This window comes from Acinetobacter sp. YH12254, from assembly GCF_013417415.1.
GTDB classification, from domain to species: Bacteria; Pseudomonadota; Gammaproteobacteria; order Pseudomonadales; family Moraxellaceae; genus Acinetobacter; species Acinetobacter pseudolwoffii.
In genome coordinates this window covers 1-23,093 of record NZ_VPEB01000008.1, presented here as the reverse complement: position 1 = coordinate 23,093, position 23,093 = coordinate 1, and the positions used below count along the sequence as shown (strand labels likewise).

At 45.3% G+C, this 23,093-nt stretch carries 18 protein-coding genes, 2 rRNA genes and 1 pseudogene; 8 read left to right on the top strand and 13 right to left on the bottom strand.

Annotated elements, in window-relative coordinates; translation table 11 throughout:
- Positions 1–57: 57 nt before the first annotated feature.
- Entirely contained in the window at positions 58–456 is a 399-nt protein-coding gene (locus tag FTV29_RS07660) for an MAPEG family protein (RefSeq protein WP_005094494.1), read from the bottom strand.
- Positions 457–556: 100 nt separating this feature from the next.
- Between FTV29_RS07660 and FTV29_RS07655 the strand changes: the two genes are divergently transcribed.
- Positions 557–937, top strand: coding sequence for a hypothetical protein (locus FTV29_RS07655; protein WP_074383676.1), 381 nt, complete (start codon positions 557–559; stop codon positions 935–937).
- Between the two features lie 50 nt (positions 938–987).
- On the opposite strand, the gene FTV29_RS07650 is transcribed toward FTV29_RS07655, so the two are convergent.
- The 6 genes from FTV29_RS07650 to FTV29_RS07625 all read right to left on the bottom strand — a co-directional run bounded on the left by FTV29_RS07650 (position 988) and on the right by FTV29_RS07625 (position 9,472).
- Entirely contained in the window at positions 988–2,664 is a 1,677-nt protein-coding gene (locus FTV29_RS07650; RefSeq protein WP_005094498.1) for a long-chain-fatty-acid--CoA ligase, read from the bottom strand.
- A gap of 151 nt (positions 2,665–2,815) precedes the next feature.
- Entirely contained in the window at positions 2,816–5,035 is a 2,220-nt protein-coding gene (gene parC / locus FTV29_RS07645) for a DNA topoisomerase IV subunit A (RefSeq protein ID WP_159138521.1), read from the bottom strand.
- A gap of 165 nt (positions 5,036–5,200) precedes the next feature.
- Entirely contained in the window at positions 5,201–6,520 is a 1,320-nt protein-coding gene (locus FTV29_RS07640; protein WP_005108434.1) for an MFS transporter, read from the bottom strand.
- A 130-nt stretch (positions 6,521–6,650) separates the two neighbouring features.
- Positions 6,651–7,295, bottom strand: coding sequence for a trimeric intracellular cation channel family protein (locus FTV29_RS07635; RefSeq protein WP_005108433.1), 645 nt, complete (start codon positions 7,293–7,295; stop codon positions 6,651–6,653).
- Between the two features lie 61 nt (positions 7,296–7,356).
- A complete protein-coding gene (locus tag FTV29_RS07630) occupies positions 7,357–7,821 on the bottom strand; it encodes a YchJ family protein (RefSeq protein WP_005094506.1) in 465 nt (154 codons plus the stop codon).
- A gap of 73 nt (positions 7,822–7,894) precedes the next feature.
- Complete coding sequence (locus FTV29_RS07625; protein WP_159138520.1) at positions 7,895–9,472, bottom strand: TerC family protein; 1,578 nt, start codon at positions 9,470–9,472, stop codon at positions 7,895–7,897.
- A 332-nt stretch (positions 9,473–9,804) separates the two neighbouring features.
- Between FTV29_RS07625 and FTV29_RS07620 the strand changes: the two genes are divergently transcribed.
- Positions 9,805–10,425: a TIGR00730 family Rossman fold protein gene (locus FTV29_RS07620; protein ID WP_159138519.1), complete on the top strand. Its 621-nt coding sequence runs from the start codon at positions 9,805–9,807 to the stop codon at positions 10,423–10,425.
- 66 nt (positions 10,426–10,491) lie between these two features.
- Here the strand turns inward: FTV29_RS07620 and FTV29_RS07615 are convergent, their stop codons facing one another.
- A complete protein-coding gene (locus FTV29_RS07615; protein WP_086044352.1) occupies positions 10,492–11,466 on the bottom strand; it encodes a hypothetical protein in 975 nt (324 codons plus the stop codon).
- Positions 11,467–11,801: 335 nt separating this feature from the next.
- On the opposite strand from FTV29_RS07615, the gene mdtD reads away from it, so the two are divergent.
- The 6 genes and pseudogenes from mdtD to FTV29_RS07585 all read left to right on the top strand — a co-directional run bounded on the left by mdtD (position 11,802) and on the right by FTV29_RS07585 (position 17,557).
- Positions 11,802–13,193, top strand: coding sequence for a multidrug transporter subunit MdtD (gene mdtD / locus FTV29_RS07610; RefSeq protein WP_180075288.1), 1,392 nt, complete (start codon positions 11,802–11,804; stop codon positions 13,191–13,193).
- Between the two features lie 68 nt (positions 13,194–13,261).
- Positions 13,262–14,041 (top strand): GH25 family lysozyme, encoded by a 780-nt coding sequence (locus FTV29_RS07605; protein WP_159138518.1) that lies wholly within the window; start codon positions 13,262–13,264, stop codon positions 14,039–14,041.
- A 58-nt stretch (positions 14,042–14,099) separates the two neighbouring features.
- Positions 14,100–15,116 (top strand): MBL fold metallo-hydrolase, encoded by a 1,017-nt coding sequence (locus FTV29_RS07600; protein ID WP_159138517.1) that lies wholly within the window; start codon positions 14,100–14,102, stop codon positions 15,114–15,116.
- A 20-nt stretch (positions 15,117–15,136) separates the two neighbouring features.
- Complete coding sequence (gene dinB / locus FTV29_RS07595) at positions 15,137–16,192, top strand: DNA polymerase IV (RefSeq protein ID WP_074383683.1); 1,056 nt, start codon at positions 15,137–15,139, stop codon at positions 16,190–16,192.
- A gap of 222 nt (positions 16,193–16,414) precedes the next feature.
- Positions 16,415–17,199, top strand: a pseudogene (locus FTV29_RS07590) (hypothetical protein).
- A 1-nt stretch (position 17,200) separates the two neighbouring features.
- Positions 17,201–17,557, top strand: a complete 357-nt coding sequence (locus tag FTV29_RS07585) for a RidA family protein (RefSeq protein ID WP_005169082.1) — start codon at positions 17,201–17,203, stop codon at positions 17,555–17,557.
- A gap of 53 nt (positions 17,558–17,610) precedes the next feature.
- Here the strand turns inward: FTV29_RS07585 and FTV29_RS07580 are convergent, their stop codons facing one another.
- The 5 genes from FTV29_RS07580 to FTV29_RS07560 all read right to left on the bottom strand — a co-directional run.
- Positions 17,611–18,159 (bottom strand): DUF2726 domain-containing protein, encoded by a 549-nt coding sequence (locus tag FTV29_RS07580; RefSeq protein ID WP_159138516.1) that lies wholly within the window; start codon positions 18,157–18,159, stop codon positions 17,611–17,613.
- Between the two features lie 399 nt (positions 18,160–18,558).
- Positions 18,559–20,970 (bottom strand): YgiQ family radical SAM protein, encoded by a 2,412-nt coding sequence (locus FTV29_RS07575; protein WP_005169087.1) that lies wholly within the window; start codon positions 20,968–20,970, stop codon positions 18,559–18,561.
- Positions 20,971–21,194: 224 nt separating this feature from the next.
- Positions 21,195–22,388, bottom strand: a complete 1,194-nt coding sequence (locus FTV29_RS07570) for an MFS transporter (protein WP_005094523.1) — start codon at positions 22,386–22,388, stop codon at positions 21,195–21,197.
- Between the two features lie 136 nt (positions 22,389–22,524).
- A 5S ribosomal RNA gene (gene rrf, locus FTV29_RS07565) occupies positions 22,525–22,639 on the bottom strand.
- Positions 22,640–22,851: 212 nt separating this feature from the next.
- A 23S ribosomal RNA gene (locus FTV29_RS07560) occupies positions 22,852–23,093 on the bottom strand; the annotation flags it as partial.

Here is a 23,093-nt window from a genome sequence, read left to right as displayed (position 1 = left end):
ATGTTTGGATTTTAAAATATCGAACTGTAAATATGTCCGCGAACTGTAATTGATTGCTTAAACGATCTTGATGATCAGCAGCAATAAAGCCACAGGACATAAGATTGAAAGCAGCCAGACGATCGAACGTAAAGTCGCCCAGTTGGCCAGATAACAAATGCCGTACAACACACGAAATACCAGATAGGCTATCCCGAAGGTCATGACCAGGGTTTGAGGAACCACCATATATTCAGCCATTAAAATAGCGGCAATAAACAATGGTAAACTTTCAAAACTATTTTGTTGAACCGCATTGGCACGGCTCGAGAGCCCGGTTGATTTTGCTAAAAACTCTCGTGGGTTCTGATTGTCTTTTGCGCTAAAGCCTGCCGATTTCTTTGCAATCAAAGTAAATACATAAGGCAAAAGACAAGCGGCTAAAATGAGATAAATCACCCCACTAATGCTGTGCATCTGTTTTTTCTCATGAAAATTTTATATCTATCATAGCATGGTGTTTCGTGAATAAATTTTGTTAAATAGAGTGTTTTTTATTACTTAAGAAGGATTCACTATGGTCGCGCCTGAGCAAAATGAAATGTTCGATGTCCTCGATAAACAGCGCCAGCATCAACGTCAAGTGGATCGCGTATTAAAAATCGTGCTGCCGATTGTGGCTTTTTTGATGGCCGTGATTTGTGCCAATATGAATATCTGGTCGCCGATCTTTAGCTTTGCCATTTTATGGATTGCCTTTTATGCCGTCGGCATCAAGCGCATGCCAATCTGGCACTGGGTGGTAGCCATTTTGGTCTATTGTGTGGTCGACAATATTCTGAGTTATGGCAACTTTAACCAGACAGGATTTACCCGCCAATTTGGCACCATGTTTATTTTTCTGGGAGTAGTCGGTGTAGGACGTCCTTATTTTGACCGCTGGCTCATGAAAAAATAAAAACCTGCAAATAAAAAAAGCGCCATCAGGCGCTTTTTTTAATATCGAGTTTAAGCTGTTTTACGTAAATCTTTACGCAGGATTTTACCCACGTTCGATTTCGGTAATTCGTCCATAAACTCCACATAGCGTGGACGTTTATAACCGGTCAGATTTTCTTTAGCGAAGGCCAAGACTTCTTCTGTGGTCAAAGACGGATCTTTTTTCACAACAAACAGTTTCGGTACTTCACCAGATTTTTCATCTGGCACACCAATCGCAGCCACTTCCAGTACTTTTGGATGGGTTGCAACAACTTCTTCAATCTCAGATGGATACACGTTAAAACCAGACACTAAAATCATGTCTTTTTTACGGTCTACGATTTTCACATAACCACGTGAATCCATGACACCGATATCACCAGTACGGAAGAAGCCATTAACCATGACTTTTTCAGTTTCGTCTGGGCGGTTCCAGTAGCCTTTCATGACCTGAGGACCACGGATTGAAATTTCACCTTGCTCACCCAGTGCAACTTCATTGCCGTCATCATCCAGAATCGCCACTTCAGTTAATGGCAATGGAATACCGATGGTGCCACTGAATTCTTCAGAAGCAGGCGGGTTTGCCGTTGCAACCGGAGAGGTTTCAGACAAGCCATAACCTTCAACAATATTGGTTCCAGTGAGCTTTTTCCACGCTGCTGCTGTAGAAGGAAGTACCGCCATACCGCCGCCCATCGCCATTTTCAATTTGCTATGATCAAGCTGTTTGAACTCTTCATTGTTCACCAGCGCATTGAATAGTGTATTCACTGCCGGGAAGAAAGTCGGCTGGTATTTACGTAGTTCCTTCATCACCGCAGGAAGATCACGCGGATTCGGAATCAGGACGTTGGCCTGACCTTTATACATGCCATAAAGTGCGCACACCATGAATGCAAAGATATGATAAAGCGGCAAGGCACAGAAAATACGGTCATCTGGCTGGCCATCTTGTGCACCAAACTTACTCTGGAAGATCCCGTCACACTGCAACATGTTCGCAACCAGATTACGATGTGTCAGTTCAGCCCCTTTCGATACGCCGGTAGTACCACCAGTATATTGTAGAACCGCGGTATCGCTCAGGCTCAACTCAGGACGTTTGTAATTGCTCGGGCTAATTTTATTTAATGCCGTATTGAATTTCACGTGGCCTGGAATGTCCCAAGCTGGAATCTGCTTACGCACAGAACGCAAGACAAAGTTCACCAGAGTTCCTTTCAAAGCACCCAGCATATCGCCTACAGAAGCAATAACCACATGTTTTACCGGGGTTTTACCCAGAATCGCTTGGTAAACAGAGGCAAAGTTCTCAATAATCACCAGGACTTCAGAACCTGAGTCATTGAGTTGATGCTCAAGTTCACGCGAAGTATAAAGTGGATTGACGTTGACCAGTACCAACCCTGCGCGGAAAACCCCAAGTGCCACGACCGGATACTGAAGAACGTTTGGCATCATCACCGCCACACGTGAACCTTTTGCCAACCCCAAGCTTTGTAAATACGTTGCAAACTTACGGCTCGCCTCTTCCAGATCATTGAAAGTCATGGCCTTATCCATAAAGATAAAGGCATCACGCGAACCAAATTTTTGGAAATTACGTTCAAAAACATCGACTAGAGAAGTATTCTCTGCCGGTAATTCTACTGTTTCCGGAATCCCTGTCTTTTGGTATTCAGCCAACCAAATTTTTTCCATAATGCCCATCTCTCCAATCATAATCCTTAGTGTTTTCAACTGTTTTTTTCAATATCACACGCCATTTTTAGACTTGTATATGTGCAATATTGCATCCATCTTGTTGAATCGTTGTTCATATATAACGTATTTTACAGGATGGATGCTAGTCTTATCTTTGAATCAACAGTTTATTTGCTTTTTGATATCCGCGTGGTAAAAGCTGTCCTTTTGCACCGCGCTTGCCGATATATTTCTGCAAATCATCCCCTTTTAATTTTAACTGCTGTTGTCCTGCAAGCACTTGAATTATTTCATCAAGCTTCAATATTGTCATGGACAAAATTTGATCACCACCTTCAAGTTGTATCAATTTATTTCCTTTACCTTTGTTCAATACAGGCAATTCTGCTAAATCGACAATCAACAGGCGTCCTGCTGAACTGAGCAGTGCAACATGCGTGGCATCTTCGAGTGGCTGCAGGCTCATGACTTGCGCCCCATCGGATAAGTTCAGGAAGGCCTTCCCTGCTTTGGCATTGGTATCCAGCTGTTTGGCCTGCGTTTTAAAACCATAGCCCTTGTTACTCAGCGCCAGGACTTCCGTCTCATCCTCTGCAACAAAGACCTGTTTAAAACCGATGCCGCTGGCAGGTGATAATTTTGAACTTAAAGGTTCACCCAGACCACGCGCCGATGGCAGGTTATTGATTGGCAAGGCATAACTACGTCCCGATTCATCCAATACATAGACACGCTGATTGGATTTGCCCTGTGCGTGGCTGAGATATTGATCACCGGCACGGAAATTCAGATTTTCAGCGTCGACATCATGGCCTTTGGCACAGCGAATCCAGCCGGCTTCTGACAAAATCACGGTCACAGGATCGGCTGGCAGCATCTCATTTTCATTAATCGCAGCAGCTTCGGCACGTTGCACCAGTGGCGAACGGCGATCATCGCCAAATTTCTTGGCATCATCTTTCAGTTCATTGATGATCAGCGCTTTTAAAGATTCCGGATTGGCCAGCTGTTCACGAATCACCGCAGCCTTCGCTTCCAGTTCTTCCTGCTCACGGCGCATTTCCATTTCTTCAAGCTTGGCCAAATGACGCAATTTCAGCTCCAGAATGGCTTCGGCCTGAATCTCATCAATGCCAAAGCGTTCCATTAACACGGGCTTGGGCTGATCTTGTTCACGAATAATCTGAATCACTTCATCGATACTCAAGTAGGCAATGATCAGCCCCCCCAGAATATGCAGGCGTTTTTCGATTTTGTTCAGATGATATTGCAGACGACGGGTCACCGTGGTTTTACGGATCTCGATCCATTCCAGTAAAATGCGACGAATCGATTTCACCTGTGGACGGCCATCAGCACCAATCATATTCATGTTGACACGGTAGCTCGATTCCAGATCAGTGGTGGCAAATAAATGACTCATCACCACTTCGGCATCAATCCGGTTAGAACGCAATACAATCACTAAACGGGTTGGATTGGCATGATCCGATTCATCCCGTACATCGCTGACCAAAGGCAGTTTCTTGGCCTGCATCTGGTCGGCAATCTGGGTGATGATTTTGGAGCCTGAGACCTGATATGGCAGTTCGGTAATCACAATCTCATTTTTATCGACGGTATAGACCGCGCGCATACGATAACTACCACGACCTGTGACCTGAATTTTTAACAGTTCAGCCGGTGGGGTAATAATTTCTGCTTTGGTCGGCAAGTCCGGCGCAGGAATATATTCTGAGATTTTTTCATCGGTCAGATTCGGGTTACGAATCAGGGCAATGGTGCCTTTAATCACTTCACGCAGGTTATGCGGCGGAATGTCGGTGGCCATACCGACGGCGATTCCCGTTGTACCATTTAAGAGAATATTCGGTACACGTGCCGGCAAGTTCACCGGCTCTTTCATCGAACCGTCAAAGTTGTCCTGCCAGTCACAGGTACCCTGACCCAGTTCAGACAGTAACAGTTCACTGTACTGAGACAGTTTGGCTTCGGTATAACGCATTGCGGCAAAAGACTTCGGATCATCGGGTGAGCCCCAGTTGCCCTGTCCTTCAATAAACGGATAACGATAGCTAAACGGCTGTGCCATCAGCACCATGGCTTCATAACAGGCCGAGTCACCATGCGGATGATATTTACCCAGTACGTCACCGACGGTACGTGCAGATTTCTTTGGTTTGCTGGTCCATTTCAGGCCCAGCTCACTCATGGCATAGACAATACGGCGCTGTACCGGTTTCAGGCCATCACTGATGTGCGGTAATGCCCGATCCATAATCACGTACATGGCGTAATTCAGATAAGCTTGTTCGGTAAATTCTGCTACGGAGCGGTTTTCTGTCGCATGATGCGCAAGGCTTGTCATAACAACCTATAGTCCTAAATAATTCGTTTTTGTATCAATGTTTCTTATGCTATGTCGCGGCTGGGGATGACACAAGAGCATCAAATGCCTCAGCGCGACAATTTGTGTCTTATGGCCTAAAAATATCCACTTTATAGACCCTAAGCAACTAAAAATTCATCAAGTTTATAAGCCCATCGACTCAAGGGTCTTGCCTTTGGTTTCTTCACCCAAAACCAGAATCACGATTGCAACGGCAACCAGAACCGCAGTAAACATGGTGAAGACATAACTGAAACCATTTGGCATGCCCATCAGATGGGTGACAGCAAAAGGTGCTGCGATGCCCCCAATTCGGCCTACTGCGCCAGCCCAGCCTGAACCAAAAGCACGGATATTGGTTGGATATTGTTCTGGTGTATAGGTATAAAGCACGCCCCAGGCACCCAGATTAAAGAAGGACATCAGACAGCCCCAGATCACAATTTCGGTGACACTGCCCGACTGGCCAAAGAAATATGCCGAGATGGCACACATGCCGATGAAACCTGCCAAGGTCGGTTTACGACCGAGCTTTTCGACCAGCCATGCTGCCACCAGATAACCGGGCAACTGCGCTAAAATCATAATCAGCACGTATTCAAAGGACTGGACGATGCTATAGCCTTCTTTGACCAGCAAACTTGGCAACCAGGTAAAGATGCCATAATAAGAAAATATAATACCGAACCAGATCAGCCACAGCATGAGGGTACGACGCGCAAAGATACCCGACCACAACTGGGTAAATGAAATATACTGTTTCTCTGCGACCGGCTTCACTTCAAAGATTTCATAAACTTCAACGCCGCATTGACGCTCGATCTTTTTCACCAGTGCCGAAGCTTCTTCTACACGGCCACGGTTAATCAGAAATGGAATAGATTCCGGCACCATTTTCCAGATCACAATCGCATATAGCGCAGGCAGACCACCGATCAGGAAAGCGGTTTGCCAGCCAAAATCCGGAATGACAAAGCGCGATACCAGAGCCGCAACCAACCAGCCCAGTCCCCAGAAGCTTTCCAGCAATACGATAAAACGGCCACGCACATGCGCAGGAATATATTCACTGACCAGCGTCACTGCCACGGGTAACTGTCCACCCAGACCTAAACCGACGATAAAACGAAACACCAACAACCAGGTCAAATTCGGTGCAAAAGCGCAGGCCGCTGTAGCCAAGCTATAAATCACCAGTGTCACAGCGAATACGGTTTTACGGCCGAAACGGTCTGCCAGACCACCTGAACAGATTGCACCGATTGCCATACCAACAAAACCAATCGACACTACCCAGCTTTTTTGATCCGCAGTCATCTGCCAGTCTTCAGCCATTTTTGCCAGAATAAACGAAATCAATCCGGTATCCATGGCATCAAACATCCAACCGAGTCCAATCACCACCAGCAAGGTGTAATGAAACCGACCAATCGGTAAGCGTTGTATGCGAGAAACTAAATCCATAACAAAAATCTCTGATCAGGTGGAACGGGAGATGCTGCTTTCTCAACAGGTAGGCTGCTTTGTATTTTTTATACTATGAATTAAGCTGAATGCGGCTATTTTTTATAGCCGCATTCATGACGATTACAAATCAGGATTCGTCTTTGGAAGATGCCGAATGTTCATCATCTTCTTTATAAATGAATTTTGGCATTTCCAGTCCAAAATAGATGGCGATCAAACGCAAGCTAAAGCCGAAAATCAGGGTGGAAAGAATGGTCAGGTCCTGCGACAAGCCGTAATGGCTACAGAGCCAGTAAAAGATCACTGAAACAAAAGCAATACTGGCATACAGTTCACGACGGAAAACCAAAGGTACATCATTACATAGGATGTCACGCAAGATCCCGCCGGATACACCGGTCAAGACACCTGCAACGGCACTCACCACAAAACCATGTCCCATTTCCAGAGCAATCTGGCAGCCAATAATGGTAAAACCAATCAGACCCAAGGCATCCAGTACCAGGAAGACATTACGTAACTGGCGCATCCATTTTGCAATCAGGATGGTGACGAAAGCAGCGCAACAGGTCAGCACCAGATATTCGGGGTGTTTGACCCAGGTTAAAGGATAATGTCCAAGCAGAACATCACGGACCGACCCACCACCCAGTGCCGTAACACAGGCAATGATCATGACACCAAACCAGTCCATGCTGCGCCGGCCAGCGGACAGTGCCCCGGTCATCGCTTCAGCGGTAATTGCAATAATATAGATGACGGTCAGTAACATCGCCCTGCTTCCACCTGAGGCTTTGAGATGGCGCTTATTCTAAGCTAAATCTATGTGAAAGTTATAAAAATCCCGCACAACATTGCTTAAATTTTTTCCCCGAGCCACAAATACAAACCTGTTTCATGCTGAGTTTCTGCTCCGTGGTCGGGTCCAGAAAATACCAGTGGCCTTCAAATTTTACAAAATGCGAAGCTTCATGATGCACTTGTGCCTGCTTGCCATCATGAAAATGCGCCTTAAACTCGACTAAGGCGTGATTTTTATCTAATTTTTCATTGGCTTGAACAATCTCAAGCTTTAACCACTGATTGGCTTTACTCCAATCACTAATGGCTTGCAAATCCAGTGCCTGCTGCTGACCCAGCGCAGTCGTGGTTTTGATGTAATCGATTTCATGCTTGGCAAAGGCACTATAACGGGAACGCATGAGTTGCTGTGCAGTCTCTGCAACCTGTTGTCCAGTATGTAAGGGCTGACAACAGCTATGATATTCACCTTGTCCGCATGGACATGCTTCTGACATTTCAGTTCCATAAAAATAGCCCGACAATGCGGGCTATTTTAGCAAACTTTACCAACCCAACGCTGACTATAGTTTAGTCTTGCGCAGGAAGCTGCGGAATGATATGCACTTTATCAATCTTATGACCGTCCATGGTCACCACCTCAAAGATATGCCCATCTGCTTCAAACTTTTCACCGCTGTGCGGTAAACGTGCCATATGGAATAACACATAGCCAGACAGGGTCGAATATTCTTCAGTTTCATTGACCAGATCACGATCCAGCAGCAAGGAAACGTGACGAATATCGGTGGAACCATCCAGAATCAGGCTGCCATCATCCAGACTTTCTGCTGCCACTTGCAGCTCATCTTCATCTGGAAATTCACCGGCAATCGCTTCAAGGATATCAATTGGGGTGGCAATCCCTTCAATTGAGCCATATTCATTCAGCACAATTGCCATCTGTAAGGGCGCTTGACGCAATTGATCCATCACCATCAGTACCTGAGCATTTTCATGTACGATGACTGGCTCACGTAAATGCTTTTCAAAGTCCAGCACCCCAGTTTCGATATATTCATTCAGGACTTTATGGGTCAGCACCACACCGGCAATATTGTCCAGTTCGCCGCGAGCGATGATCAAACGCGAATGGCTCATCTGCAACAATTGTGCTTTGATGCTGTCGGCAGCATTGTCCAGATCGATCCATTCCAGTTCAGGACGCGGCGTCATCACCGATTTTACCGGACGTTCAGACAGACCCAAAACTCCCTGCACCATGACACTATGATAGATGCCATTGTCATCATTAAAGACTTCATCGGCAAAGGCACGGGTTGCCAGAACATCTTCCGGTTCAGACGAATCATTGTCCTGAGCAGGTTTACCACCCAGCATACGCATCACGGCAGAGGCAGTACGGTAGCGCATATCCGTGGTGGTCACCATTTTTTCCTGATTGCGTTTCATGGTCTGGTTAATAAATTCGACAATCACCGAGAAGCCAATTGCAGCATACAGATAACCTTTCGGAATATGGAAACCGAAGCCTTCCACCACCAGCGAGAAACCGATCATCATCAGGAAGCCCAGACACAGAATCACCACGGTCGGATGTCTGTTGACAAAATCCATCAGGGCTTTGGATGCCCAGAGCATAATCCCGATGGCAATAATCACGGCAATCATCATCACTGACAGGTCTTTGACCATACCTACTGCAGTAATTACGCTGTCCAATGAGAATACGGCATCCAGCACCACGATCTGGACAATCACCATCCAGAATACTGCATGGACCGGATTTTCTTCTTTAATGACCGGTTTGGCTTCCAGACGCTCATGCAGTTCCATGGTGCCTTTAAACAGCAGGAACACCCCACCAAACAATAGAATCAGATCTCGACCCGAGAAAGCATGATCAAATATATGGAACAGTGGATCAGTAAGAGTGACCACCCAGGCAATCGAAGCCAGCAAGATCAAACGCATCACCAGGGCCAGCATTAAGCCCACAATCCGCGCGGCATTACGTTGTTCTGGTGGCAGTTTCTCCGCCAAAATGGCAATAAAAACCAGATTGTCGATCCCGAGTACAATCTCAAGAACAATTAACGTGAGTAAACCGACCCAGGCTGAAGGGTCCGACATCCATTCAAAGATCATACGCTTGGCTCCTGAAGCTCAGGACTGCAGCATTGAATGAACCGAGACTGTAATGAAACAGCATAATATTTTTGATATTGAACAATACCAATTACTTGACGGCGATTTATAGCGTTACACGGCCAACGACCACTACCCATTTTCGTTCTATTGTTGTGAAACCAATTTTCAGTATATCAAGATCAATTTGAAATTCACCTGTTTTCATGGCTGTTTATCGATGAATTTTGCTGAGCCCTATTGCAGTGAAAATGTAGCCGCACACAGAATTGTCATATTTATTAATTAAGCTAGAGTCACCAGAAAGAAAAATGATAAGGTGAAGAAAATAAATGCAAAGCGTAATTCAAATGACAGATTATTTTAAAGACAACTCCCCAAAAACAACTCGCCCTCTAGTGGCACTCTATTGTGGTTCACGTGCAGGCAACAAACCGGTTTATTTAGAAAAAGCCATTCATCTCTCGCAAGGACTGGCAGAACATGGCTTCGGGCTGGTCTATGGTGGCGCCAGTATTGGCCTGATGGGACAGGTCGCGGATGCCATGATTCAGCATGGTGGTGAAGCAGTCGGGGTGATTCCCGAATTTATGCTGGATTATGAAATTGCCCATAACCAGCTTACCGAATTACATGTTGTCACCAGCATGCACCAACGTAAGGCCATGATGGCAGATCGTGCCTGTGCCTTTGTGGCCTTGCCAGGCGGACTGGGAACCTTTGAGGAAATCCTGGAAATTGCCACCTGGGGTCAGCTGAACCAGCACCAGAAACCGATGATGCTGTATAACGTTAACGGTTTCTATGATGCCTTGATTATGCAGCTGGACCGTGCAGTCGAAGATGGTTTTTTGCCTCCCCAGCATCGCGCCAAACTGATCATTTGCGAACACGAAGAAGAAATTTATACAACTTTAACCAATTTAGGCCATCCGCAAAGATTTGTGGTTTAAACCGTTCCAATTAATAAAAAAGCGAGCACCTGGCTCGCTTTTTTATTGGATTTTTAATATCAGGACTTATTGACCATAATTCGTCACGAACTCGTAAAACATCGGCAAAGTTGTTGCCAGAATGACAGACATAGCCAGACCGAACATCAGTTTCATGGCATCTGCACTGACATTACGTGAAGTACGATGTTTGTTGACTTCATCCAGAATCATCGACATGGCAAATTCACGACCTGCGAGTAATCCCAGGAATACCCAGGTGGTACTCATTGGAATGTTGCTCCACTCTTTAAAAACTAACAGGATAATGGCATACATGAAGTCAATAATCGTTGCAGCACGAATGTCGGTGACACCGGTTTTGGTGTCGACAATGTTCTGGATCGCCCCGCCACGTTGATACAGAATCACACCCAGCAAGACCACGAATACCGTAATCGCAAACATCAGGAATTCAAACGGCACCTGACGTGGCACATACACGAAGATGTTAGCCAGATCCTGAATCAGCCATTGACTCCACAGGAAACCGGTAGAGACCCACTGCAAGCCCATCCAGACCTTGGAGTGCTCCTGATGACGTGTCTTGGCAAAATGGCGTGCCAGCTGCTTGACCACAAAACGATAGATAACAATCGCCACGATAAAGGCGACGGCATAGCCCATCATCGATTTGACCATCATCGAGCCCAGGCTGGCAGGAGAGAAAATCGTAAGCACCAGGAAGGTGGTACTGACTGGAATCCCGTATCTGGTCAGTAGTAACAGGAGAATTGGCGGCACAATGTACAGCCAGGTAATGCCACCTTCAGGGAAAGGAATCGTTTCTAAACGACCGTATGAGGCATCACCCACCCCGGATGCATACCAACCATAGACCAATACGACAATTAAAATTGAGCTGATATAAATCCACAACACCCACCATGGACGATGTGAATTCGAGGAAATAAATGTCCCTAAGGTTTGAGGTACATCATTTCCGACAATAGAATAAGCGGCTAAACAGAAGCCGATCACCATCAAAATCTCGATTGTCATAAAAACAAACCTATACGCGAGGAGATTTCAGCATTGCTGAAAAGTTGGCCCAAGATTATGACGGTTTTATTTCATTTTCATGACAATTTTGTCATATTTTCATTTGATGAAGATGAAATTGACAGAGAAAGCTGTTTATAAACAAAAAAGTACTGCTTTAATTTTATTTTTATCGCTCTTTACAGCTATGGAGCACCGATCTGATAAATACTCACTTTGTTATGAGTTTTACACTTATAACTGATTTATATCTTGCAAAAAAGTTCACACGTATTCACTACACCTGTGCCTTACTCTTCCTTTAAACTATTCAAAATTTTCAGTTTTCCAGAATTATGAATGCCACGCCTATGCATCAAGCCTTAGATCCCGAATTCAGACTGCTGGTCTTGTTGGTATCGATCGGATTTTTTATGCAGGGGCTGGATACCACCATTATTAATACAGCTCTGCCCGCGATTGCACATAACCTACAGGCCGATCCTTTACGCATGCACAGTGTTGTGGTGGCTTATGTCTTGTCTGTGGCAGCCTGTATTCCCTTGAGTGGCTGGCTGGCAGACCGTTTCGGCGTCAGAAATATCTATTTTGCTGCAATTATTATTTTCTCTTTGGCCTCTTTGGGCTGTGCCTGGTCAGATAGTCTGAATGAATTACTGGCTTATCGGATCTTGCAAGGAATGGGTGGCGCCTTACTGCTCCCCGTCGGCCGTTTGGCCATGCTCAAGATCATTCCCCGTACCCAGTTTCTGGCCGCCATGAGCCTAATGAGTCTGGCCGGCCTGATTGGCCCCCTGATTGGTCCAACTCTTGGGGGCTGGATGGTGGAATATCTGTCTTGGCAATGGATTTTCCTGATCAATCTGCCGATTGGCTTACTGGGAGCGCTGATTACTTTTAAGGCCATGCCGAATGTCATTGAACCGCTGGTCGCTCGCTTTGATTATTGGGGCTTTGTCTTGCTGGTTGTGGCCATGGTGGGACTCTGTCTGGGAATTGAAAATTTTGCCAGTCCACAAAATTCGCTGTGGTGGAGTCTGAGTATGATTCTGGCCGGAATCTTGGCGGCCTTGATGTATGCCTATCATTCGCATACGCATAGCAATGCCCTGTTCCGCAGTCGGCTCTTTAAAAATAAAATTTATGCGATTGGCATTCTGGGGAATTTTTTTGCCCGTCTTGGCGGTAATTCGATTCCGTTTTTACTCCCCCTTATGTTGCAAGTCGCCTTTGGTTTTGAGCCCTTTATTACCGGTCTATTGATGATTCCAACCGTACTCGGCTCTCTGGCGTCTAAACCGATTATCCGAAAAATCATTCAGCGTTTTGGTTATCGTCGGGTTTTGCTGGTCAATACCTTATTGGTGGGTTTATGTATTGCCAGTTTTGCCCTGACCACGGCGGACACCCCGATCTGGCTGCGTGCAATTCATTTCTTTATCTTCGGCATTTTAAATTCCCTACAATTTGTATCGATGAACACCCTGACTTTAAAGGACTTAAGCCAGCAGGATGCCAGTAGCGGCAACAGTTTCCTGTCGATGATCATGATGCTGTCAATGAGTATCGGGGTGGCGCTGGCAGGCACCCTGGTCAACATGCTGAGTGCCTATTACGGCGCTGACAATCTGGTGGCTGCTTTTCATGTGTCACTGATCTGTTTGGGCTGTATCAATATTATTGCGGCTTATACTTTCTGGCATATTCCTAAAAACACCCCTGTTTAATACGATATATTAACGCCAGGCGAATGCAGCCTTTTAAGCTCAGGTTTAGATACAGGTAAGAACTGAAAATGCAAAAAAATCTGGCTCTGAACAGATTCAAACAGCCGCTTTTCATCGGGCTTGGCATTCTGATCGCCGTGATGATTATCGCCATGATTTATCTTTGCCTGATGAAAGCCCCTTCTGCGCATGCAGCAGATTATCCGATCCAGGGTTTCGATGTATCACATCATCAAAAAGAAATTCAATGGCAGCAGATTTCGCCGGAAAAATACCGTTTTGTCTATCTGAAAGCCACAGAAGGTGGTGACTTTAAAGATACGCGTTTTCAAGAGAACTGGCTCAAGGCCCGGGAACGCGGCTTTCTGGTTGGTGCCTATCATTTCTATCGGCTTTGTCGCGATGGCAGCATTCAGGCACAGAACTTTATCGACTCCGTCCCCAAGCAAGCCAATGCTTTACCGCCGGTGATTGATCTGGAATATGACAGCAATTGCATCAATACCTATTCCAAAGAGCAGCTTCTAAACGAAATCCAGATCATGCACGATGCCCTGCAAAAGCATTATGGCAAACAGCCAATTTTCTATATTTCTAAAGCATTTTATAATATTGTATTGGCAGGATATTTTCCAGAAGTGCCACTCTGGGTACGCGAGTATAAGGGCCTGCCCGATTTAAACAATCAGCCCAAATGGACCTTCTGGCAACATAGCAATCAGGGTAAAATTCCCGGCATTAATACAACTGTGGATCTGAATGTGTTCTATGGCTCAGAACAGCAGTGGCTGGATTTTCTGAGAATGAATGCAATTGCAGTACCATCATCTACTCATCAGGCCAAATAAAATCGATCGATTGAAAACAAGCGCTTTATAAAAGTAGAAAAATAAGGAAATAAAAATCTTGAAATGGATTAAAGGTATTTTACTCGGTCTGGTGATTGTTCTGCTGCTCAGCGTGGGTGCGCTGGCTTATCTACTGCAACCTTCAGGCAAGCTCAGTGACTTTCAGAACTGGCAGCCGCAAAGCAGTTCCTCTCGTTCTGGACTAAACGTTAAATTTTTCGGTGTTTCCACCCTGTTGCTGGATGATGGTCAGGATCAGATCCTGATAGATGGTTTCTTTAGCCGGCCGTCGTTGTCGCAAGTGCTTAGCGGTCCAATTCAGAGTGATAGCGTGCTATTAAGGCAGCTAATTCAAGAGCATGAACTGCACCGGGCCAAAGCCATTCTGGTCAGTCACTCGCATTATGATCATGTTCTGGATCTACCGGCTTTACTGGAAATGCTTCCTGAAACCGCTGTCATCGGTTCACCCACTAGCCTGAATATCGCCCGGGCAAATCCCAAAGTAAGTCCGCAGCAGTTACACTCCGTCACGCCTGAGCAAATACAGCACGTCAACAAATTTCAAGTAACCGCAATTCCTTCACAACATACGCCAGCCACAGCGGTAAATGATGACCTAGGCGAAGAGTTATTCCAACCTTTAGCCCTGCCGGCCAAATTTTCCGAATTTAAGGAAGGCGGCAGTTTTGATTACCTGATTGAGCATTCAGGACACAAGATTCTGGTCAAGGCCAGTACCGGATTTATCCCGGATCAATTTAAAAACCTGCAGGTCGATACGTTATTTTTGGGTATTGCCCAGCTCTCCAGACAATCCAATGACTATCAGCAGCACTATCTGGCTGAAACCCTGCAAACGCTCAAACCCAAAGTGGTCATCCCGATACATTGGGATGATTTTTTCCAGCCTTTAAGCCAGCCGCTACAATTTTTACCCCGCCTTGCAGATGACACGCCAAAAAGTTTAAATCTGCTGATTCAGGCCGCCGAGGCACAAGGCACTAAAGTCATCCTGCTCAGCGGCCCACAGCCTTACTTACTCCGCGAAACGGTCTCTTCCCAAGCAGATTAAAGCCCCTTAAGATAGCGGCTATGCGCAAAATTATTCATATCGATATGGATGCGTTTTATGCCTCGGTCGAGCTGCGTGAACGTCCAGAACTCAGACACCTGCCTGTGGTGATTGCCTCGCATCATCCCCGGGCGGTGGTTGCGGCTGCCTCCTATCCGGCACGCGAATATGGTCTACGTTCTGCCATGTCGATGGGACAGGCGCGCAAGCTCTGTCCGCAGGTCATCGTAATTGAGCCGGACTTTGCCAAATACCGTCAAGTTTCTGCACAGATCCATCAAATTTTCCAGCAATATACCGCCCTGATTGAGCCTTTATCGCTAGATGAAGCCTTTCTGGATGTCACAGAAAATTTACAACAGATTCCGAGTGCTACCGAGGTCGCCGTGCGGATTCGGGAGGATATTGTTCAAGTGACTGGACTGACTGCTTCTGCCGGCGTGGCACCGAATAAATTTCTGGCCAAAATTGCCTCGGACTGGCACAAACCGAATGGCATCTGTGTGATCAAGCCCTCACAGGTGCAGCGTTTTATTCAGAATCTGCCGCTGAAGAAAATTCCCGGGGTGGGTAAAGTCACGCAGGAAAAACTGAAAAGCCTGAATCTGGATACCTTGGGTGACTTACAACAGATGGATGAAGCCATTCTGATTCAGCATTTTGGTAAATATGGACGGCGGCTGTTTTTATATGCGCAAGGCATTGATGAACGACCAGTCGAAGTAGAACGGGAACGTCAGCAGATTTCCAAAGAGACCACCTTTGATGATGATCTTTATTTAAATCAGTGCCATTCTTATTGGGAAGCTTTAGTTGCACAACTGTGGCAAAGCTTGCAAAAAAAACAACTTTCGGCTCGCGGCGTGACGGTCAAATTAAAGCTCAAGAATTTTCAGGTGATGCAACACAGTAAAAGTTTTAAGCAGCTCTTGCGCAGTCCGCAAGAATTAGCACAAGCCTTGGACTTACTATTGGATGATCTGCATATCGCGCCGCAGATGCAATTCCGGCTGATCGGTGTCGGCGTCTATCAACTCAGCGCCCCCGAGACTGAAACCCAATTATTACTGCTCTAAACGACTTTTGTTCATGTTTTGAACATCAGTTTAAAAATACAGCAACTTTATTTTTATATTTTGATTTTTTAGAGTACTCTATCTGCGCAATGCATTATCCATGTATATGCTGAGATGCTGAAAATCACCTTTACTTTCAGCATGCTGTCCTGTGATTGGCGTGACGATCAAATCCGAATATTACAGGGCAACTCTGATGTAACTCATGGACTTCCTTCCTGCATGTCTTCTGTAAATCTTTCTGTGGTTCAAGAACAATACGCGTAAAGCTGCGCTGTCTAGTTTTGTGGGTGCTATTGTCGATTGGTATGATTTTCTCCTTTACGGCATTGTTACAACCTTAATTTTTAAAGATCAGTTTCCACAGCATTGGTGAGAATATGGACACTCTGGCGGCATTGGCCACTTTTGGTGTTGGCTTTCTGTTTTGCCCTTAGATGGCATGGTCTTTGGTCACGTTGGTCACTAGCTTGGCCATAAGAAAATGCAGGTCTTAACCGTCGTCCTGATGGGAATTTCTAGCAATTACTTGGGCATGGACAAACAGTTCTTCTGGAATATCACCTTGATGGTCGGTGCAATCCGCTGTTTCAGCATTCCGTTTTTTGCCTGACGGGTGGATACATTTCATCATCAAAAAATGTGTGGCTAGAATAGTTTGATTGGTGCGCTCTCGGCCTTTTCATTCTTTATGGCACTCGATGCACAAAACACCTGAATGATCATTGTCGACATAATTTTACTGGCAAATGTTGCATACGACAGGGTGGTCAGGGCTCATCAACCGATTTTCACTTCCCTGTTCGGTACCGAATATCGCTACAGCGGTGCCGGCGTTGGCTATCAGATGGGCAGTATTATTGGTGGTGGTTTTACCCCCATTTATTGCAGCAGTACGGGTGATTTGGGCAGACGGTTCATGGCATTATATTGCCCTCTATCTGGCAGTGGGTTGCTTGCTGACCGCACTGGTCGCAGCCCTGGTGCCCAAAACGCAGGATGAATAATATGACAGTGGAACGCTTACATATCTCGAAACGCTTTTCAGAAATTGCCATTGCAGGCAATCTGGTACATCTTGCCGGGCAACTGGCCACAGATGTTGAGCTGGATATCAAAGGTCAAACCCAACAAACTTTAGATATTATCGACCAGTTTCTGGCAGATGTCGGTACAGACAAAAGTCACATCATGTCGGTGACCATCTATTTAAAAGACATTGAAAAAGATTATGCGGCATTTAATGAAATCTGGGATGCATGGGTGGCTGATATCGAAGCATTACCTCGTACCTGTGTCGAGGCAAAACTTTATGATCCACGGGTTTTGGTTGAAATGACAGTCGTGGCCGTCAAACCAGAATAATGTGGCAAAATCGATATGCATAAAAAAGCATGCTCATGGCATGCTTTTTTATTTTAACCTACTGCTTTGATTTTACTGCGCTCTAAATCTGAATATAAATAATACTTTTTCAGATCATTGCTGACCGTATATTTGGGCATTTTCTTCATTTGCGCTTGCTCCTGCAGAAAATCTTGCCGCAACTGGTAATATTCCGGCACATCATCGTAGCGAATCACCCGATAACCGGCCATACTCAACAAGGCATCCTGAAAACCAGTCTGCTGTGGACGCTTCAAGATTAAAGGATCATCCACAGCCACAATGGCTATAATCCGATGCTGTTGATCCATAATCACAAAATCTGCAGTCAGGTTGCGATATTTATGTCGCGTCCGGTTAAATTTGGTGGTCATTAAGGCGTCATAGGACACATGGGCCAAAACAATATATTCAGGTAATACTTCCTTCAAGCGCGTGAAGGTCAATTGCTCATTCAGGTTAAAAATAGCACGCTGCTTTAACGCGCTGTCTTGTGGTTTGGAATTATTTCCGAGCGTTTTCCATGCCATGAGCACGACACAGAAGAGCAGGAAACTCCCAATCATAATATAGGTGGTCATGCCTCAATCCTTGCATTCTTATCATCATTTTTGTTTTATTGTGGTGCAGTATAAACTCACACTTTATTTTAAATAGGTCTTACAACTAATCTGCTTAGATACCCATACAACCGGTATCAAAACCTGATTCTGCGTTACCTAAAATGACATCTTTCCCTATGTCAATGAAAGTGGATTTAAGGTACTGATAATGCACTCTAAAACATCCCTAGAATTGATCGCAATACAAATCTGCCCAACTGTAGAACAATTCCGATAAAGTGTTATTTTTATATCACTTTTAAGCCAGACTTAATGTAAATAATACATCCTTTTACATTTTTCAGTCCTCGTTTCAAGCTACGTTACTTTACCTAAGTGCTAAAAAAAGACACCGAAGTGTCTTTTCTATTAACTCAATTATGCACGTGATTTAGGCTTTGCTTTCGGCTTTGATCCACCAAATGGTTTTTTGGCATCCCCTGTTTCACGCGGCGGTAGGCCTGTGTGCTGGGTCAGGATTTGACCACGCTCAGGACGCTTCTTGGTATTTGAAGGACGGGACTGAGCTTGTGCAGCCTTGCCACGATTTCCCTGCTCACCGGTACGTTTCTGCGAATCACCCGCCACTGTCGAGTTTTTCTTGCGCGCAGACTGGTATTGACCTTCTGCACTGCCAGCAGGCTGATAAGTCGGAATCAAATGCTGTTTGGAGTTACCAATCAAATCCTGACGACCCATTTCTCTCAGAGCTTCACGCAACAACGGCCAGTTGTTTGAATCATGGTAACGCAAGAAAGCTTTGTGCAGACGACGACGTTTATCACCTTTGACAATATCTACTTGCTCAGTATAACGTGCCACTTTGGCAAGCGGGTTTTTACCGGTGTAATACATGGTGGTAGCCGTTGCCATCGGTGATGGATAAAAGGTCTGTACTTGGTCAGCACGGAAACCGTTCTTCTTCAACCAAATCGCAAGATTCATCATGTCGTAATCGGTAGTCCCCGGATGCGCTGCGATGAAATAAGGAATCAGATACTGTTCCTTGCCGGCTTCCTTACTATAACGTTCAAACATCTGTTTGAAACGATCATAGGTTCCGATTCCCGGCTTCATCATTTTATTGAGTGGGCCTTTTTCGGTATGTTCCGGTGCAATTTTTAAATAACCACCGACGTGATGGGTTACCAATTCTTTGACATATTCAGGGTTTAAAACCGCTAAGTCATAACGTAAACCAGAACCAATCAAGATCTTCTTAATACCCGGTAATGAACGTGCTTTACGGTATAACTGGGTCAATGGTGCATGATCGGTATGCAGGTTCTGACAAACGCCCGGGAAGACACAGGATGGTTTACGGCAGTTCTTTTCAATCTCTGGATCTTTACAGGCCAGACGGTACATGTTGGCTGTCGGGCCACCTAGGTCTGAAATAATCCCGGTAAAGCCCGGCGCCGTATCACGGATTTTTTCCACTTCACGCAGAATCGACTCTTCAGAACGGTTCTGGATAATACGACCCTCATGTTCTGTAATCGAACAGAAGGTACAGCCACCAAAACAGCCACGCATGATATTCACAGAGAACTTGATCATGTCAAACGCTGGAAAACGCGCTTCACCATAAGCAGGATGTGGCAAACGTGCATAAGGCAGGTCAAACACATAGTCCATTTCTTCCGTGGTCAACGGAATTGGTGGCGCATTTAGCCAGACATCACGTTCACCATGCTTTTGTACCATGGCACGGGCATTGCCCGGATTGGTTTCTAAATGCAAAATTCGGTTGGCATGGGCATAAAGCACCGGATCTGCAGCCACTTCTTCAAATGCAGGCAAGCGAATTACGGCCAGTTCACGCGGTGGTAATTTATGTTTAATTGCTTTTGAAGCGGGTTGTAATTGCACGATTTGCGTATCAGGATCTAGCTCATCGCCGGCCCGCACAATCGGATTGGCGACAGGCTCTTTCTGGAAACCTTGATATTGAGTCAGACTATCTTTGTCTTTTTCAATTTCACAACCTTCCAGATCTTCAGTCATCACATAAGGGTTAATGATTGGATCGACACGGCCAATCGCATCGACATCATTCGAGGCAATTTCGACAAACTTTGCTTTCGATGCACGGTTATGTTTATTGACAATGAACGCAGTACCGCGAACATCGGTAATCTCGTGAATTTTTTCGCCACGCGCCAGACGATGCATAATTTCGGTAATTGAGCGTTCGCCATTGCCGTACATCAAAAGATCGGCTTTTGAGTCCATCAACACTGAACGACGGACTTTATCTGACCAGTAATCATAATGTGCAATACGACGCAGAGAAGCTTCAATTCCACCTAATAATACAGGCACATCTGGATATGCTTCACGGACACGCTGACAATATACAGTTGCTGCACGGTCTGGACGTTTATTTGGCTGATTATCTGGGGAATAGGCATCATCCGAGCGGATTTTACGGTCGGCGGTATAACGGTTGATCATGGAATCCATGTTCCCTGCCGTTACCCCCCAAGCAATATTCGGTTTACCCAGAACGCGGAACGCATCCACGTTGGTCCAGTCTGGCTGTGCAATAATACCGACACGAAAGCCTTGGGCTTCTAATACCCGGCCAATAATACCTGAACAGAAAGACGGGTGATCAATATAGGCATCGCCACAGACCAGAATAAAGTCACAGCTGTCCCAGCCGAGTTGATCCATTTCCTCGCGTGACATCGGCAAAAAAGGCGCAGGGTCAAAACAAGACGCCCAATATTTGTCGTAATCAAACAACGCTTTTGGCGCAGTCTGCATGGTATAAGCAGTAGACATGGCTAGCAATTCTCGGCTGGCAGATGATAGGAGATCTAAAATAAGATCAAAGATGAAAGCCGATCATTTTACCATGAATTAGACCCAGCTTGCTTGATTATAATTTATACAAAATCAGGAACTAAGCGAATCAAGGCCTGGTCATCATCAGAATTGAAAGCAAAATGATCCGCAAGATAAATGCACAGGGTTTATTTTATAGAGAAAAATCTAAATACGATGTTCTAATCTGAGCGGAGCTTGAAACTGAATGCCAGACCACTCAGCAACAGTAGTGTAATAAATGCAGTTAATCCACTCCAACCATAATTTTCCCAGACCAGTCCACTCGAACTGCCCAACACACTAGAACCGAGGTAATAACAGAATAAATATAGCGAAGAACCGACTGCCCGATATTGTAGCGACTGGATCGACACCCAGCTACTTGCAGTAGAGTGCGCCGCAAAAAATGAAAAAGTGAAGATTAGTAATCCGATAAAGACCAGAGCCAGCTGGTTGAGCAGCATGAGCGTTAATCCAAGGAGCATCATCAGCATCATGACGACCAATGTCTTGAATTTACCATAATGCCGACCCCAATGTGCTGCTCGGGGGGAGCTATAAATACCAGCCAAATATGTCACCGAAATTAAACCAATCCAGGCCTGTGATAATTCAAAAGGTGCCTGAAGCAAACGATAGCTGAGATAATTAAATATCGAAACAAAACAGCCCATCAGGATAAAACCTTGCAGAAATAAAATCCGAAGTTTCGGATCGGCCAGATTATGCCTGAATGAGTTTTTGAATCGATTAAACTTGATCGGATAAGCCTTAAAATGTTGCGATGCCGGCAATAGATAATAAAATAATCCTGCAATACAGATATTTAAAATACCAATTATCAGAGTAGCAGATTGCCAGGAGATAAAATCAACTAGAACTCCGGCAATCAAACGCCCTCCCATACCGCCAATTGCCGTGCCAGAAATATATAAGCCCATGGCGAAACCGATATCTTTTTCGGCAATTTCTTCCCCGATATAAGTCATGGCGACTGCCGCCACACCACTGACACAGAGACCAATCAAGATCCGAATCAATAAGAATACCGACCAAAGAGATAGTATCGAACTGAGCATTAACAAAATTGCAATCAATGCCAGGGAGCAGACCATCACCGGTTTACGTCCGAAACGGTCTGAAATCAGTCCGGTAAATAGCAAACCAATGGCTAAGGCAAGAGTAGAAAGTGATAAGGGAAAACTACTTTGAGTCGGACTGACCTGAAAATAATCTGCCAAAATGGGCATCATCGGCTGTAGGCAATACAAAGATGAGAAAATGGCAAAGCCGGCAAGAAATAAGGAAAAAAGTACTGCTTTAAATGCGGTAGTACCATATTCAATATGGCTAGAAGATGAATTTGAGGACATATCCGCTCCTTAGATAGATCCAGTATACGCCTTTCGCTCATTTTTTCTGTGGAGATTTCATCTGAGTGATCACCTAAGCCTTTCTTCACGCACAAAAAAACACCCCCTGCATAAGCAGGGGGTGTTTCGAATAATGAGCTGGCGATGACTTACTCTCACATGGGTAACCCCACACTACCATCAGCGCAAAGAGGTTTCACTTCTGAGTTCGGGAAGGGATCAGGTGGTTCACTCTTGCTATTGTCGCCAGCACAACTGTTTATGGATACTCGTTAGGTCTTATATTCACTTTTCAGTGTATGCCTTACTTTCTACCAAATGAGTTATTAACAGAACGTTATTTGAGTCGAAGTATATGTTCTAGCGTATTCTGAATCAAGATCAGTCAGTATTGACTGTTTGGTTTTAAATCAATTTCAGCTCACTGCTTACGCAGTTCGTACAACAACTGTTTGGGTGTTGTATAGTCAAGCCTCACGAGCAATTAGTATTGGTCAGCTTCACATATCACTATGCTTCCACATCCAACCTATCAACGTCGTAGTCTTCAACGGCTCTTTAGAGGACATAAAGTCCTAGGGAAATCTTATCTTGAGGTAGGCTTCCCGCTTAGATGCTTTCAGCGGTTATCCCTTCCGAACATAGCTACCCGGCGATGCGACTGGCGTCACAACCGGTACACCAGAGGTTCGTCCACTCTGGTCC

Bases quoted from the DNA above. Each gene is read 5' to 3' on its own strand.
- FTV29_RS07620 (WP_159138519.1), top strand. From the start codon at position 9,805: ATGCAAAGCGTAATTCAAATGACAGATTATTTTAAAGACAACTCCCCA.
- FTV29_RS07635 (WP_005108433.1), bottom strand. From the start codon at position 7,295: ATGTTACTGACCGTCATCTATATTATTGCAATTACCGCTGAAGCGATG.
- FTV29_RS07605 (WP_159138518.1), top strand. From the start codon at position 13,262: ATGCAAAAAAATCTGGCTCTGAACAGATTCAAACAGCCGCTTTTCATC.
- FTV29_RS07660 (WP_005094494.1), bottom strand. From the start codon at position 456: ATGCACAGCATTAGTGGGGTGATTTATCTCATTTTAGCCGCTTGTCTT.
- FTV29_RS07585 (WP_005169082.1), top strand. From the start codon at position 17,201: ATGACAGTGGAACGCTTACATATCTCGAAACGCTTTTCAGAAATTGCC.
- FTV29_RS07655 (WP_074383676.1), top strand. From the start codon at position 557: ATGGTCGCGCCTGAGCAAAATGAAATGTTCGATGTCCTCGATAAACAG.
- FTV29_RS07580 (WP_159138516.1), bottom strand. From the start codon at position 18,159: ATGACCACCTATATTATGATTGGGAGTTTCCTGCTCTTCTGTGTCGTG.
- FTV29_RS07650 (WP_005094498.1), bottom strand. From the start codon at position 2,664: ATGGAAAAAATTTGGTTGGCTGAATACCAAAAGACAGGGATTCCGGAA.
- FTV29_RS07630 (WP_005094506.1), bottom strand. From the start codon at position 7,821: ATGTCAGAAGCATGTCCATGCGGACAAGGTGAATATCATAGCTGTTGT.
- FTV29_RS07625 (WP_159138520.1), bottom strand. From the start codon at position 9,472: ATGATCTTTGAATGGATGTCGGACCCTTCAGCCTGGGTCGGTTTACTC.
- FTV29_RS07615 (WP_086044352.1), bottom strand. From the start codon at position 11,466: ATGACAATCGAGATTTTGATGGTGATCGGCTTCTGTTTAGCCGCTTAT.
- parC (WP_159138521.1), bottom strand. From the start codon at position 5,035: ATGACAAGCCTTGCGCATCATGCGACAGAAAACCGCTCCGTAGCAGAA.
- FTV29_RS07640 (WP_005108434.1), bottom strand. From the start codon at position 6,520: ATGGATTTAGTTTCTCGCATACAACGCTTACCGATTGGTCGGTTTCAT.
- dinB (WP_074383683.1), top strand. From the start codon at position 15,137: ATGCGCAAAATTATTCATATCGATATGGATGCGTTTTATGCCTCGGTC.
- mdtD (WP_180075288.1), top strand. From the start codon at position 11,802: ATGAATGCCACGCCTATGCATCAAGCCTTAGATCCCGAATTCAGACTG.
- FTV29_RS07575 (WP_005169087.1), bottom strand. From the start codon at position 20,970: ATGTCTACTGCTTATACCATGCAGACTGCGCCAAAAGCGTTGTTTGAT.
- FTV29_RS07570 (WP_005094523.1), bottom strand. From the start codon at position 22,388: ATGTCCTCAAATTCATCTTCTAGCCATATTGAATATGGTACTACCGCA.